This window comes from Paenibacillus peoriae KCTC 3763, assembly GCF_000236805.1.
Classification (GTDB): domain Bacteria; phylum Bacillota; class Bacilli; order Paenibacillales; family Paenibacillaceae; genus Paenibacillus; species Paenibacillus peoriae.
In genome coordinates, this window is the sequence record NZ_AGFX01000039.1 from 49,305 (window position 1) to 63,746 (window position 14,442).

At 49.0% G+C, this 14,442-nt stretch carries 15 protein-coding genes; 4 read left to right on the forward strand and 11 right to left on the reverse strand.

Annotated elements, in window-relative coordinates; translation table 11 throughout:
* Positions 1-97: 97 nt before the first annotated feature.
* From KQI_RS0120450 to KQI_RS0120490, 9 genes are all read right to left on the reverse strand, one after another.
* The gene (locus KQI_RS0120450; RefSeq protein WP_010348738.1) at positions 98-1,123 is read right to left on the reverse strand and encodes a FecCD family ABC transporter permease; all 1,026 of its coding nucleotides are present in this window, start codon (positions 1,121-1,123) and stop codon (positions 98-100) included.
* Entirely contained in the window at positions 1,123-2,208 is a 1,086-nt protein-coding gene (locus KQI_RS0120455; protein ID WP_010348739.1) for a FecCD family ABC transporter permease, read from the reverse strand. The genes KQI_RS0120450 and KQI_RS0120455 overlap by 1 nt, the downstream gene beginning before the upstream one ends.
* A gap of 195 nt (positions 2,209-2,403) precedes the next feature.
* Positions 2,404-3,378, reverse strand: coding sequence for an arabinan endo-1,5-alpha-L-arabinosidase AbnA (locus tag KQI_RS0120460; RefSeq protein ID WP_010348740.1), 975 nt, complete (start codon positions 3,376-3,378; stop codon positions 2,404-2,406).
* Between the two features lie 196 nt (positions 3,379-3,574).
* Positions 3,575-4,861, reverse strand: a complete 1,287-nt coding sequence (gene ilvA, locus KQI_RS0120465) for a threonine ammonia-lyase IlvA (protein ID WP_010348741.1) — start codon at positions 4,859-4,861, stop codon at positions 3,575-3,577.
* A 216-nt stretch (positions 4,862-5,077) separates the two neighbouring features.
* Positions 5,078-5,917, reverse strand: a complete 840-nt coding sequence (locus KQI_RS0120470; protein ID WP_010348742.1) for a carbohydrate ABC transporter permease — start codon at positions 5,915-5,917, stop codon at positions 5,078-5,080.
* Positions 5,918-5,920: 3 nt separating this feature from the next.
* Positions 5,921-6,883 (reverse strand): carbohydrate ABC transporter permease, encoded by a 963-nt coding sequence (locus KQI_RS0120475; RefSeq protein ID WP_010348743.1) that lies wholly within the window; start codon positions 6,881-6,883, stop codon positions 5,921-5,923.
* A 27-nt stretch (positions 6,884-6,910) separates the two neighbouring features.
* Positions 6,911-8,203, reverse strand: a complete 1,293-nt coding sequence (locus KQI_RS0120480) for an ABC transporter substrate-binding protein (RefSeq protein WP_010348744.1) — start codon at positions 8,201-8,203, stop codon at positions 6,911-6,913.
* Positions 8,204-8,444: 241 nt separating this feature from the next.
* Complete coding sequence (gene tlp / locus KQI_RS0120485) at positions 8,445-8,669, reverse strand: small acid-soluble spore protein Tlp (protein ID WP_010348746.1); 225 nt, start codon at positions 8,667-8,669, stop codon at positions 8,445-8,447.
* 74 nt (positions 8,670-8,743) lie between these two features.
* Positions 8,744-9,355: an alpha/beta hydrolase gene (locus KQI_RS0120490; protein WP_010348747.1), complete on the reverse strand. Its 612-nt coding sequence runs from the start codon at positions 9,353-9,355 to the stop codon at positions 8,744-8,746.
* Between the two features lie 231 nt (positions 9,356-9,586).
* Between KQI_RS0120490 and KQI_RS0120495 the strand changes: the two genes are divergently transcribed.
* Together KQI_RS0120495 and KQI_RS0120500 are read left to right on the forward strand one after the other, a co-directional pair.
* Positions 9,587-9,898: an autorepressor SdpR family transcription factor gene (locus KQI_RS0120495; RefSeq protein ID WP_010348748.1), complete on the forward strand. Its 312-nt coding sequence runs from the start codon at positions 9,587-9,589 to the stop codon at positions 9,896-9,898.
* On the forward strand, positions 9,895-10,551 hold the full coding sequence (locus KQI_RS0120500; protein WP_010348749.1) for an SdpI family protein: 657 nt from the start codon (positions 9,895-9,897) through the stop codon (positions 10,549-10,551). The genes KQI_RS0120495 and KQI_RS0120500 overlap by 4 nt, the downstream gene beginning before the upstream one ends.
* A gap of 120 nt (positions 10,552-10,671) precedes the next feature.
* On the opposite strand, the gene KQI_RS0120505 is transcribed toward KQI_RS0120500, so the two are convergent.
* Positions 10,672-11,496 carry an aldo/keto reductase gene (locus KQI_RS0120505; RefSeq protein ID WP_010348751.1) on the reverse strand — a complete coding sequence of 275 codons (825 nt, stop codon included), beginning with the start codon at positions 11,494-11,496 and terminating at the stop codon, positions 10,672-10,674.
* A gap of 44 nt (positions 11,497-11,540) precedes the next feature.
* Positions 11,541-11,834 (reverse strand): putative quinol monooxygenase, encoded by a 294-nt coding sequence (locus KQI_RS0120510; RefSeq protein ID WP_010348752.1) that lies wholly within the window; start codon positions 11,832-11,834, stop codon positions 11,541-11,543.
* 162 nt (positions 11,835-11,996) lie between these two features.
* Between KQI_RS0120510 and KQI_RS0120515 the strand changes: the two genes are divergently transcribed.
* Complete coding sequence (locus KQI_RS0120515; protein ID WP_010348754.1) at positions 11,997-13,679, forward strand: ATP-binding protein; 1,683 nt, start codon at positions 11,997-11,999, stop codon at positions 13,677-13,679.
* Positions 13,672-14,400, forward strand: a complete 729-nt coding sequence (locus KQI_RS0120520; RefSeq protein WP_010348755.1) for a response regulator — start codon at positions 13,672-13,674, stop codon at positions 14,398-14,400. The genes KQI_RS0120515 and KQI_RS0120520 overlap by 8 nt, the downstream gene beginning before the upstream one ends.
* The last annotated feature ends 42 nt before the right edge of the window (positions 14,401-14,442 follow it).

A 14,442-nucleotide genomic window follows, 5' to 3' on the forward strand; every position in this document is an offset into this window, starting at 1 on the left:
TGCTATAGAAGCCTCATATATATCATCCATATATAAAGCGTCTGCTTGGTTGGTATTTTAGTAATTTGCAACACTCAATTCATATGTAGTCCTTCTGTCATTTGGTTCGGGACAGCAGGAACAAGAAATACGGCGCCCCTACCACCGCAACCACCACCCCTGCGGGAATCGCGTTCGGTTGAAACAACGAACGTCCAATCGTGTCGGATGTGACCAGTATGACAACCCCGACAAAACAGGCCACGGGCAGCAAATGCTGATACATCGGTCCGACCAGACGACGTGCCAGATGGGGCGCGATCAGCCCGATAAAGCCGATGCCTCCGGCCATCGATACGCTGGCACTGGATAGAGCCACGGCTGCGCCCAGCAGCAGCAGGCGCTGACGCTTCACATTCGTGCCAATACCGGCTGCTGTCTCGTCGCCCAGCGACAGGTTATTCAGGCTGCGTGTCTGTGACAGAACGTAGGGCAACACAATGACGATCCACGGCAGCAAAGCCGCTGCATGCACCCAGTCCCGGCCCCATACACTCCCGGCCAGCCAGCGTGCTGTGAAAGCGTACGTATCCTCATCCAGCCGCAACGACCAATACAGCGTTATTGCGCTGAGCCCCGAGGCTACACCGATGCCGGACAAAATCAGACGCACAGGCACGATTCCTCTGCTGCGGTTATAGGACAGCAGAACAATTAGCGCTGCCGCAATGATCCCTCCTGCAAAGGTAAACAGGGGGATAAGCAATGCTGCCGAGCCCTCCAGGTCGCGAAAAAAGCTGACGAACATTATCAGCCCGAGCGCAGCCCCTGCGTGAAGACCCAGTACTCCGGGGTCAGCGAGCGCGTTGCGTGACAAGCCTTGCATGACAGCTCCGGCTGCACCCAATCCCGCGCCAGCCAGCACGGTTACGACGATACGCGGCAAACGATATTCAAACAGGACCATATGATCACGTCCACTGCCACCGCCAAACAGCGTATCCAGCACACGCAGCGGTGGAATGCGGATCGTTCCGGTGTTCAGACCCAACACAATAACAACAAAGCTGATCCCCGCTAATACCAAACAGACGAGCCAAGCCTTTGCTTTTCTTGCATCTCCCGTTCCTATAGAGCGACTCACTACAAATCCCTCCTTTCCTTACGGGCGAGAAAGAGGAAAAAGGGTACTCCGAGAAAAGACACCATAATTCCAATAGCCAGCTCCTCCGGTGGATTTGCCATTCTCGCCCCCAAATCAGCCAGCACTAGCAGCACAGCTCCCAATAGCGCAGACAACGGAACAATCTGGCGATAATCTACACCGATCAGCTTGCGGGCGATATGCGGAATGACCAGCCCTACGAAGCTGATGGCCCCGGCGGCCGACACAGACAGCCCAGCCAGCACCACCACAGTCAGCAGGCCAAGCAACCGGATACGCTTGAGATTTATTCCCAGGTTCAACGCCACCTCATCGCCCATTGAAATCAGCGAAATGGATCGTGCCAGCCCCATCGACCAAGCAATCACAATCAGCAAAATCGGTGCAAGGATCTCAAGCTGCGACCATTTGATTCCGGCAACACCGCCCGCATACCAAAAGGCCAAATCCTGACTCAGATCAAAATAAATCGCGATCCCCGAAGTCATAGAACCTAGCAGGGCAGCCGTCACAGCCCCAGACACCGTCAGTCTCATTGGCGTTAATCCTCCCGGCGCGGAGGCTCCAAGGCCGAATACCAGCAGGGTACTCATCAGCGCACCGAGGAACGACAATACGATTAACGTACCGTAAGGCAGATTGGGGAAAAAGGCAAAGCTCACAGCGACTACAAACATCGCTCCTGCGTTAATGCCTAGCACACCTGTATCTCCCAGCGGATTGCGTGTAATGCCCTGAATCAGAGAGCCTGCCACCGCCAATGCGGCTCCAATGACGGCTGCACCGAGTACACGCGGCAATCTCAGCTCATGAATGATCTGATGTGTCATTAGCGAACGATCATAATGGAATACTGCCGCCCACACGGTGCTTAGAGTCAAGTCCTTGGCTCCAAGAGAAATAGCGGCAAACATGGACAAGGCCAATAATACAGTAGAAGCTATGAACAACAATGCCTGCCGAATCCTGCCTGCCCGGAGCACCGGGCGAGCTACAAAGGCTGCATCGGAAGCTGCGCCCTTTATCAGAGCTGCACGTTCGTCCCTCCTGCCTTTTAACCGCATTCGTGAGGTCACCCCCTCTATACCCGAAAATTACCATAGATGTAAAGAACGATAATGATAATTATTATCAACTTGATTCATAATAGCATGTTTTTGTTACATTGCAAGCCAAAAACTGCTCCCCCATATGGAGGAGCAGTTTGGGTTACATCTATGTGCGATGAGTAGGCGGATGCCTTTAGCCATTCCACCTTTTTAGTACGTAGGCCAGCCTGCCGAATCCCATTTCAGATCACTGATCAGAAGCTTTGGATTTCCATTATCCGTAGCATCATAGGCATGACGCGCAATGACACTGTTATTATAAATGGATTGGCCCCCTGGTCCCCTCCAGCGGTCATTCCCTGCATCCAGCACAGTTCCACCACCATCCATCAGTTTTTTACCACTCTTGTCCACATACGGTCCAGTGATACTCTTGGAGCGGCCGTAAATGATCTTATAATTACTGTCTACGCCTTTGCAGCAGTTATCAATGGAAGCAAACAGATAATAATAGCCATCGCGATATGTAACATGTGGCGCTTCCAAACCACCAGCAGTACGCTTGGCAATAGAGTAGATCTGGCCCGTAGGTTTCATTGTACTCTTATCCAGACGAGTAATTTTCAAGCCTGAATTCCAGGAGCCGAAGGAAAGCCACGGGTTACCGGAAGCGTCAATGACCAGATTCGGGTCAATGGCATTATAATCGTTAGAATCCGTCGTACGCAGCACTAGTCCATCATCTCTCCAGCTTCCCGCGCCAATGCTTGTTGCAGAGGTTAGCCCAATAGCCGAGGTGCGGGAACCGAAAGTAGAAATGGAATAGTACACCCACACACGTCCATTGTACTTTTGAGCATCCGGTGCCCATACATCATTGGTCTTCTGCTTAGGTACATACGATTTCCACCATGATGGCGGCGACAGGAATATTTGCGGCAATCTGTAAAAATTACGTCCATCATCCGACCTTTGGACCTGTATTCCCTGCCCTGTGGAGAAAATATACCATGCATTGCCTTCCTTTGTGATGGACGGATCATGTGTCGCCACATCGCCAGTCAACGCCCAATGCTCTGCTGATGCGGACGGCACCACTGACAGCAATAATGCAGCCGAGGTTACGGCAGCAAACGCTGTTCGGGCCCATTTACCCTGTACCGATTTTTTCCAGGATTTCAACACGCTTACGCACCTCCAAATTTCGTTTTATATACTGAGAATCAGGTAAAACATATATTACATTAGCGTTTATACTTATGAAGTTACACATATATTAACCTATCAACTCCAATTTTGTAAACGCTTTATTTCAAATAAAAAGAAATTTATAAACTGCACATAACATGAGATATACAAAAAGGAGCCCGCAGGCTCCCCGTTAAATCAGCATATTAAATAGATTCTCGTTTTTGTTCAGTTCCGTATAATTGAGCCCCTTGCGGTTCATTCGTTCGATTAAAGGGAGATAGTCTTCCTGATGAAGCAGCTCAATGCCGACCAGCGCCGGGCCGTTTTCCTTGTCGTTCTTCTTCGTATACTCAAACCTTGTGATGTCGTCGTCCGGTCCAAGCACATCCTGTAGAAACTCACGCAACGCCCCGGCTCTTTGTGGGAAATTCACCATAAAATAATGCTTCAGTCCTTCGTAAATCAGGGACCGTTCCTTAATCTCCTGCATACGATCAATATCGTTGTTGCCACCGCTGACGATACAGACCACCGTTTTGCCTTGAATCTGCTCACGATACAGATCAAGTGCCGCTACAGGCAGCGCACCCGCAGGTTCCACAACAATCGCATTTTCATTATATAGCTCGAGAATGGCGGTACATGCCTTACCTTCCGGCACCTTTACAATATCGTCCAGGGTATTTTTACAAATGTCATAAGTCAGCTGGCCAACACGCTTCACCGCAGCTCCGTCAACAAACTTGTCTATTTGGTCCAGGGTAATCACCTTGTTCAGTCGCATCGCTTCCGTCATTGAGGCCGCCCCAAGCGGCTCCACGCCGATCACCTTGGTGGATGGGCTTACTGTTTTTACATACGTGCCTACGCCTGCCGCCAAGCCGCCGCCGCCAATCGTCACGAATACATAGTCCGCAGGTGTATCCAGGCTCTCCATCACTTCCATTGCAATCGTACCATTGCCTGCAATAATTTTTGACTGGTCAAACGGGTGGATAAAGGTCATCTCCTGCTCACTGCACACCTTCATGGCCTCGTCATAGGCGTCGTCAAACGTATCTCCGGTCAGAATGACCTCCACACTGTTACCGCCAAAGCGACGAACCTGCTTCACCTTCTGATTCGGCGTTGTGCTCGGCATGAATATTTTACCGTGGATACCCAGCGCATTACATGAAAAAGCCACACCTTGCGCATGATTGCCCGCACTCGCGCACACAATGCCCTTTTGCATTTGCTCGGGAGTCAGACTACGGATCATGTTGTAGGCTCCGCGGATTTTAAAGGATCGTACAACCTGGAGATCCTCTCTTTTCAGATATACATTGCAGTTATATTTGGCCGACAGGACAGCATCCCTCTGTAAAGGTGTACGTACAATCACCTCACGCAACATATGATGCGCCCGTACAATATCCTCCATACCAACGGTTGACGCCGTAGCCAGGCCAGTTTTCTGGGTTTCTGTTGGTTCCATAGGTTCTCCACGCTCCGCCTGAATATTTCTATATTTGAAATCTTTCGAATATCATACCACGTTTCCCTACACCTTGTGCAGGTCATATATATGAAAATGAGAATGAAAATCAATTAAAACACAAAAAACAGACCGGGCGATGCCCGACCTGCTTTTTTCGATTCTGCTTTTTTTCGATGCTTCACGTTTCTGGTATTTTATCACTCCGATTATCGGCTATCCTTTAACCCCGCCTGCCGTCATACCTTCAATGAAATAACGCTGGAAGAACAGAAACACGACCAGAATCGGTAAAATAGCCAACACCGACCCGGCAATCAGCACATCATAATTGTTGCCATATGGCGTCAGTAGACTGGACAGACCAATCGGCAATGTCAGCATGTCGTTGGTGCGCAATACGATCATCGGCCACAGGAAGTTATTCCAGCTGTTCATCGCCTGTAAAATAGCCATCGCCGCAAACGCAGGCGCCATCAGAGGCATCATAATCCGCACGAAAATACCATATTCCGAACAACCGTCAACCCGTGCAGCATCCATAAAGTCCTTGGGGACTCCACTCAAATATTGACGGAAGAAAAAGATCGGGATCGGCGCCACGACGAAGGGCAGTATCACACCCCATACCGTATTGATCAGCTTCATGCCAATCATCAGCTTGTAAAGCGGCAGCATGATAATTTCGACGGGAATCATCATCACGACCAGCACCAGCGTAAAAATCACATTTTTCAGTCTAAAACGGTACATCTCCAGACCGTAGCCCACCATCGCAGACAATATCAGACATAGCACCGTAAATAAGACGGTAATCACAATGCTGTTCCAGTACCATTGAAAATAATCCGTCGTCCCCTGAAAGATGAACGCATAGTTTTTCAAGGACATCATGCTCCACTCCAGCTTGAGATTCAAGCCGTAGCGCAGCAGCTCCGTCGATGGCTTGAACGAGGCAAGCGTCACGGCAAATAGCGGAAACAGGGCAAACCCGGCAAACAAAATGAACAGGACAACGAGAAATGCGGATAACGGGCCTTTTTGTTTCTGAGCCATCGCTTAATCCTCCTTCCGGAACATGCCGAAAAATTTGAGCTGGATCAGGTTCAGCACTAATGTAAATACGAGCAATACAATGCCCACCGCAGCTCCAAAGCCCATACTGTTCTGTTCCAGACCTTGGCGATAGAGATAACCAACAATCGTTAAGCCGATATCATTCGGGGAGTTATTTCCGTTCCACAGCATGTAACTCTCTGTGAACATCGACAAGCCCGCGTAAATACTAATCGTAAATACGTAGATCGTCACTGGCTTGAGCATAGGAATCGTAATCCGCCAGAAGGAAGCAAACCGACTGGCTCCATCAATCTGCGCAGCCTCATATAGCTCGGGGGGGATGTTTTGCAATCCCGACATGTAATACAGCATGTTAACACCCAGCCATCTCCACAGAGCCAACACAATCAACGCTAAAAAACCGGTATTGGCATTCATCAGCCATTTATGTGGCTCCACACCGAATACGCCCAATAAGGAATTCATCAAGGAACCATCCAGTTCCCCGAACATAAGCCGGAAAATGGTGCCTGCCACCACCACCGAGGTCAGTGCAGGTATGAACATAACCGAGCGGAACAGCCCTCTCCCCGGCATCTTGGGCGAATTCAGCAATACCGCCAGTACCAGCGGCAGAGGAATCAGCACGACCAGCGTAAGCAAAGTGTACAGGACGCTGTTCAGTATCGCTTTTCCAAACGTAGGATTCATTAAGTCCTTGTAATTCTCCAGTCCAACATACGTTGTGATGCCCGGCAGAACTTCCTGAAAGCTCATAATGACCGTCGAGATCACCGGATAAGCAAAAAACAGTGCAAAGGACAGTAAAAATGGAAGGACAAACACATACGGTGCCGTACGGCTGGAATGAATAAAACGACTCCATTGACTTCTAGTCGGACGCTGAGTTTGTGGCGGCTGACCTGTCGGTACATTAGCGTTCGTATGAACGGGCGTTGCCATAGATCTCACTCCCTTTCCTGTTGGTGTCTATCTCAGTTCATCTGCCAGCTCATGCAGCACTGTGGCTGGGTCTTCGCCATTCAGCAGTGTCCGATAAAGTATTTTATTGCGCACCGCACTGGCGATATCAGGCGTTTTTGGTCCGATATGCACCGCATTGATTTCGTCCTTTACCTCAATAAGGGTGTCAAAAATATTCGTTCCGAAATAGTCCGTAAATTTGTTCTTGGCTTTGACTTCCGGCATGGTCCATACCTCACTGCGGATGGGATCAAAACCAAGCTGCTTCCAAATCTCCACATTCCCTTGCTTGGACAGCTTGGCAAAAGCCAAAAAGCGCATGGCCAAATCCGGGTGCTTCGATTGGTTCGTGACCACCGTGCCGGTTCCGCCCATACCCGCTGAGCGAAAGCCGCCTTTTTCCCAGGCCGGCAACGGTCTGATGATGATTTTCCCTTTCAGGTCAGGCATATAATCCGTAAAGCGTCCCATATACCACATTGGCATCCACACCGAAGCGGCCCCGCCTTTGTTCATAAACCCGTAGTATTCCTCCATATGGTGTCCGCCGCCCGGTGCAGGAATAGCAATTTTGTCTTTTACCATCTGCTGAAGAAACTCCAGTGTTTTAATATTCGTTTCGTTATCCAGCGTCAGCTCGCCCTTGTCATCCAGAAAATCCGAGTTCTGCTGGGAAATCATCGGCCAGTAGTTCCACAGGTCATTCGTCTCCACCGTCGCCATTGGCTTCCCTGTTTTCGCCAGTACCTGCTTGCCAGCCGCCGCATAATCTGCCCACGTGACGATGGAATCGGGGTTTACCCCCGCCTGATCCAAAATTTCTTTATTGTAATACATCACTTCGGCCCCGACATGAAAATCAATGCCGTAATACTTGCCGTCTTTTCCATAAATCTGTACTCTGGAAGGCACAATGTTGTTCATCTCCGGGTCAATCACCGGATTGAGCGGCACCAATTGTGGTATCCCTTTGAGGAAGTTGCCGATCTTGTTTACCTCGATATCCGCGATATCCGGTGCCCCCACCCCCGATTGCAACGCAATCGACAGCTTGCTGTGGTGGTTGTCATAAGGGAATGTATTCGCTTTCAAATTAATCTGTTCATCAGGGTGCAGTTGGTTCCATTGATCAGCCATTTGCAGAAAAAACTTCTCATGCAGTTCGTTAAACGTCCACAACACCAGTTCTGTTCCCGGACCATCCTGTTCGTCGGCCTTGAAGGAACAACCTTGCAGCAGTCCAGCCATTAAAACCACCGCCATGAGCATCAACGCCATGCTTTTTCTTCGCAGCAGCATATCCTTCCCCCTTCGCATGATGAAAAAATGATTTGCTAATGATTGCGCTTTCTTTTATTATTTAACATCAACCCTAATTGGTTTACAACAACATTATTTATAAAAGTTCATTTTTAGTGCAAAACTAGCGTCTCCATTGCATTATAGAGGGAAAATGAATTGGATGGGGTTATGGTGTTTTTTGCATAAGAAAGCGGCCCAACACCCATTGAACTCGGTGTTGGGCCGCTTTTTTTTTTACCTACTCTTGAGCGTGTGCTGCTTCGTCCTTCACTTCTGCTCGAAACGCTCTAATGCTTTCTTTGCGGCGATTATTTTTGTCTTCGATCTGCTTACGCTCCTCATTACTGATTTCAGAGGAAAATTCGTTCAGATACCCTTCAGCCTCGTGAAGGTTCTGCTGTGTATTCTGAATGCTTTGCTGCAAATGTTCAACATTATCGGCCCGATTATCCGGTTTTGCCATTTCGTTTGCCGCCTCCTAATTATAGAATCGCTCACTAGAGCGCTAATCGGTAGCTTGAACGTTATCGGACCTTTTTATGCATTAAAATGCTTTCCAAACCATTCCCCTGCGGCTTCGGCTTCTGTACGCGTCAGTTGATGACCATTGCGTTCCCAGTGTACTTCCACCTCAGCTCCGGCCCCCTCCAGTAAAGCTTGCAGCTCACGGGATTCCGCAGCCGGTACGATCGGGTCATTTTCACCGGAAGACAGAAATACAGGGACACCATTCAGGTCCGGCAATTGCAGCCCGCGCAACGGCACCATCGCATGATGGAGAATGGCTCCGCGCAGCGCTTTGGCATCGTGAAAGAGCATACTGGCCGCTATGTTCGCTCCATTGGAATAACCAAGAGCTACGACGTTGTTGCGGTCAAAATCGTATTGCTCCGCAGCCGTATCTACAAATTCACTCAGTTCTTTAGTACGGAATACAAGATCCTCCAGATCGAACACTCCCTCTGCCAAACGGCGGAAGAAACGCGGCATTCCATTTTCCAGCACATTCCCCCTCACGCCTAACAGAGAGGCTCCTGGTGCAACCAAATCAGCCAATGGTATCAAATCTTGTTCATTCCCGCCGGTACCGTGCAGCAGCAATATCACCGGGGCTTGTGGATTACTTCCTTTACGAAAAACATGTTTCATATCCATTTCCTCCTCAAAAGTATTGTTTATATTAATTCGATATTAAGATTCTTATTTTTTATATAAATAAATTATAACGTATTTTATCGCCGTTTACAAATAGAAATGTTGTCGCTGCTTAACCATTTTTTCGATTTCCTGATTTTGCCTGTTGACACGTAATTGCGTCTATTTTAGTATTGCTTTAGATATTTAGAGAATTATCTAAATATCTAAAGGAGTGAGCAAACTTTGAATGATGCCTTCAAAGCCTTGGCCGATCCGACCCGGCGCAAAATATTGCAGCTTTTGAAAGAGAAAAGCATGAGCGCAGGCGATGTCGCCGAGCATTTTCAAATCAGCAAGCCCAGCATATCCCACCATCTGAATTTGCTAAAGCAGGCGGGACTTGTGCTGGATGAGCGACAGGGACAAAGCATTATTTACACCTTGCATACAACGGTTGTAGCGGATGTCATCGGCTGGATGTTCAGCATCGCCCAAGCTGATGCCCCTGCAAAGAAACATTCGAATGGTATTAAGGATACGGAGGAGTCTGAATGAAATTAAGAATACGCTGGAGCCTTGGGGATGTTTTGACAACTTTGATTGCCTTATCACCTGCTATAGGCGCGTTACTGCTGTATGGTCGGCTTCCTGATGTTCTGGCCTCTCATTTTAGCTTTGACAATAAAGCAAACGGATATATGAGTAAAAACGGTTCTATTCTCCTACTGGTGCTGTTGGGTCTGGTGCCTCTGCTTCTTCGGCTAGTCCGAACCATGGACCCTAACAGGGCCAATTACGAGAAATTTTCCAAAGCCTATGAAGTTACGCGGGTAGGCACTTCGCTCATTCTCGCTGTAGCTGGTTGGGGAATGCTGCTGTATAACCTGAATTATCCGTTGCAGATGGTTACCATAATTTATGGAGTATTGGGCTTGATGCTGATGGTACTGGGCAATTATATGACACAGGTACAACCTAACTTTACCTTCGGCATCCGTACACCATGGACTCTATCCAACCCGGAGGTGTGGCGGAAAACTCACCGTTTTGGCGGACCCATGATGATGCTTGGTGGTGCTTCGGGACTGGTGGCGGCATGGGTCGGTGGAGTGGCGGGAACGGTCATTTTTCTCACTGGACTTGGTATATCCGTCGTCGCCCCCGTCCTTTACTCCTTCCTCCTGCATCGCAAATTAAATCATCAGTAGGGATCTCTGTCCAGACGGACAAGGCTAAAAACGTATAAGACCATCCCGATGGATAAATCAAAAAAGCACCTCCCGGCTACGGTTAACGCAGATTGGGAGGTGCTTTTGTATATTTGAATATTAGAACAACAGTTTATCGGGATGAGTACCTACACGCTCATCAAGATGAAGTGCATTGATTCGGTTAATATCCTCTGCCGTCAGTTCAAAATCGAACAAATCGGCATTTTCGCGAATACGATGGGCGGTTACAGATTTGGGAATCGTCACGATGCCCCGATCCAGATGCCAGCGCAAAATGACCTGCGATGAGGTTTTGCCGTATTTAGCAGCAATCTCTACGATATCCGCCTGTTCTGTCAGTTTACCCTTCATCAGTGGACTCCACGATTCAAGCTGAATCTGGTGTTCCCGGCAGTATTGATGCAGCTCTTGCTGTGTCAGACGCGGGTGAAGCTCCACCTGGTTGATGACAGGTACAATGTTGCTGTCTTTCAGGAGGTTTTCAAGATGGTGGACTTGGAAGTTGCTTACTCCGATAGCGCGTACACTTCCCTCTTCATACAGGCGTTCGAACGCCTTCCAGGTTTCCTTGTACTTGTCCTTGCCAGGCCAATGAATAAGGTACAGATCAATAATATCCAGACCCAGCCGCTTGCGGCTTTCCTCGAAGGCACGCAGTGTTGAATCGTAGCCCTGATCCTGATTCCATAGCTTGGTGGTCACGAACAGATTTTCTCTGGCCGCCCCACTGTCACGAATGGCTTGTCCAACCAGGTCCTCATTGCCGTAAATCGCCGCCGTATCAATGCTGCGGTAGCCAGCATCTATGGCTATTTTGACCGCTTCGTAAACCTCATTGCCTTCCGCCTTGTACGTACCAAAACCCAGCCAAGGCATCTGAACTCCGTTATTCAGTACAGTTGTATCCGCAATGTTCCCCATGTCTATCTCCTCCTATTCCTGATTATGATTTATCCGCGAGATGATTACAGTTTGGTTGCATCCTGAAAAGCATTCACTTGAAGCGGAGCTGCTAACAATTCCTTAGCTGCGGCAACAAATGCTTGGAAGTGGGCAGACTTGTTATGGAAATCTACAGCGGCTGCATCCTTCCATTCTTCGACCATCGTAAATGCGTTGGGATCATTCAGATCCTGCATCAGCGTGTAGCGTACATTGCCTGCTTCAGCCTGTGATGCGCTGATCAATCCCTGGGTTTGTTGCAGAAAAGTTTCTCTCTTTTCAGGTAGAACCTTCATATCGGCATGAATGATAATCATGATATCGTCCTCCTCACATTATGTAACTTTTTCTATTATAGACCATTATTCCGGTAGATTAAAAGTGCGACCGTTCCTGTAATACAGTAAAATGAATCGTATTGAGGAAATGAACAGGTTGATCAGTTCCTCCTATATCTTGCTTGGCGGCGGTGAAGGCATATGCGTTTTCAGACAAAACTAATGGTATTCATCTCCCTTTTAGTGCTGGTGGTTACCGGGCTATTGGGATTATCCTTTCGATATATGATCACTTCCGCTCTATACGAGGAGATGGGAAAAAGGGCGCTAACCGTTGCCAATACACTTGCGGTAGATGCACAGGTCAGGGATGCTCTGGAGCAGACCAACACGACGCAGCTGCGTTCACGACTCAGTGAGGCTGTAAAGCCAGTCCAAGCCAGCAGCGGCGCTGACTTTATTACCATTGCTGATCGTCATCTCATCCGGCAATGGCATGTCAATCCGGAACGCATCGGCACGCCTATGATAGCCCCCATGAATGGTAAGGTGCTGCAAGGGCACTCCTTTATCACGGAATCAACAGGCTCTCTCGGGCGATCACTCCGTGCCAAAACTGCAGTCTATGATGAACAAGGCAAGGCCATCGGCCTGATTTCTGTAGGTTTCCTAATGACAGATGTGGAGCAAAATATTCGTACATACACCTATGCATGGCTGTGGTTCATGGTGGGTGCGCTTACGATCGGCATTTCAGGCAGCCTGCTAATAGCGCGTAGGGTACGCCGGGAGCTGCACGGGCTTGAACCAGTGGAGATCGGGCGTTTGTACCAGGAAAAGCAAGCCATTCTCGAATCTATAGGCGAAGGGATTATCGCGGTTAATAGTAGTGGACAAGTCACACTTGCCAATCCGCAAGCTGTTCGCTTGCTTGGCCTTACCCCGGAAACTACCATAGACGGTTGCGAGCTTCGTCACTTACCGGGTGCCGCAGGTAAACTGGCAGATGTGCTTGTTGCAGGTTTCATCGCGAAAAATACAAGTATCCAGCCAGATCAGGAACAACTCGTATTCCATGAGGAAAATGGGGAAATTGAGATCCAACAACGAGTCGTAGTTGTAAACCGTGTGCCGCTCAAGGATCGCTCTGGGCAAATAATGGGCACGGTTGCCAGCCTGCGCGACAAAACAGAGTTGCTCCGCATGACGCGGCAGTTGACCGAGGTCAAAGATTATGCGGAAGTGCTGCGATCCCAAACACATGAATACACCAACCGGCTGTATCTCATCTCCGGCTTGATTCAGTTGGAGTGTTATGACGAAGCGGTGGACTTCATTACTCAGGAATCGGAACAATATCGCATGCACAGGACCAATGCCTCTACTTCTTTACCTGATTCGATCATCGCCAGCTTGCTGATCGGCAAGAAAAAACAGGCGCAGGACAAGGGGATTGTATTACACTCTACTGTTAGCGGGGTATTCTCTACCTTATCTCCCGCGTTGGAGTGGTCGTTTCTTGCTGCCATGGCCGGGAACCTGCTGGATAATGCCATGGAAGCTGTCGCGATGCTCTCAATTCCTGAGGGACAGGTCTGGTTCCGGCTTGAAGAAACGGCTCAAGCCATTACCGTTGAGGTCGCTGACAACGGATCGGGAATTTCGGAAGATATCCGGGAAAAACTGTTCGTCAAAGGAGCATCGACCAAAACAGAAGCAGGACACGGGTACGGCCTAGCTCTCGTGCACGAGTATGCAGAGCGAATGGGCGGCTCCATACAAGTGCATGAACGGACAGGCGGAGGTACGATTTTTGAAATACGCATACCTTTAAATACGTCAGTAATGAGTGATGAGGCAAAAGGAGGCTACACCCATGAATGAGCGGGTTTTATCGGATATTGAGGTGCTTGTTATTGAAGATGATCCGCGAATTGCGGAGATTAACCGACGGTTTATTGAAAAGGTGGACGGATTCACCGTATGTGCAATAGCAACGAACGAATTTGAGGCAAAGCTTCAATTGGACGTGCTGCGTCCGCCTTTGGTCGTGCTGGATGTTTATTTTCCTGATACCGACGGTCTAACACTGCTATCGTTCATCAAGCAACACTATCCAGACACCGATGTCATTATGCTGACTGCCGCCAAAGAAGCTGAAACCGTGGTACAAGCCGTTCGCGCAGGCGTGTTTGATTTTATTGTGAAGCCGCTTGTGTTCGAGAGATTGCGTGCCACGCTGGAGGAATATGCCCGTTTTCAGCAACAGGTCAAGGCATGGCAGGAGCAGCCATCGACGGTGGAGCAAGCCGAAATTGACAGTCTGCTTCAAAACGCGGGCACTGGTCGGATGACAGGCACTGGAGTGGGAGAACTGTGGGCCAAGGGCATTGACAAAGTAACCTGCGACAAGGTGCTCGAACTTCTGAATCGGCGGGGTGAGCTGACTACGGGGACGGTGGGGAGTGAGCTGGGCATGAGCCGTTCCACAGCCAGAAGGTATCTGGAGCACTTAGTAGAAAGTGGTGACGCCCACCACGATCAGGTATACGGCACCGTCGGTAGACCGGAGCGTATCTATCGGCGACAGCGGGGAAATGAATAAATATAATTTTAATGAACTTAATTCACTTTATCAGCCAAAATG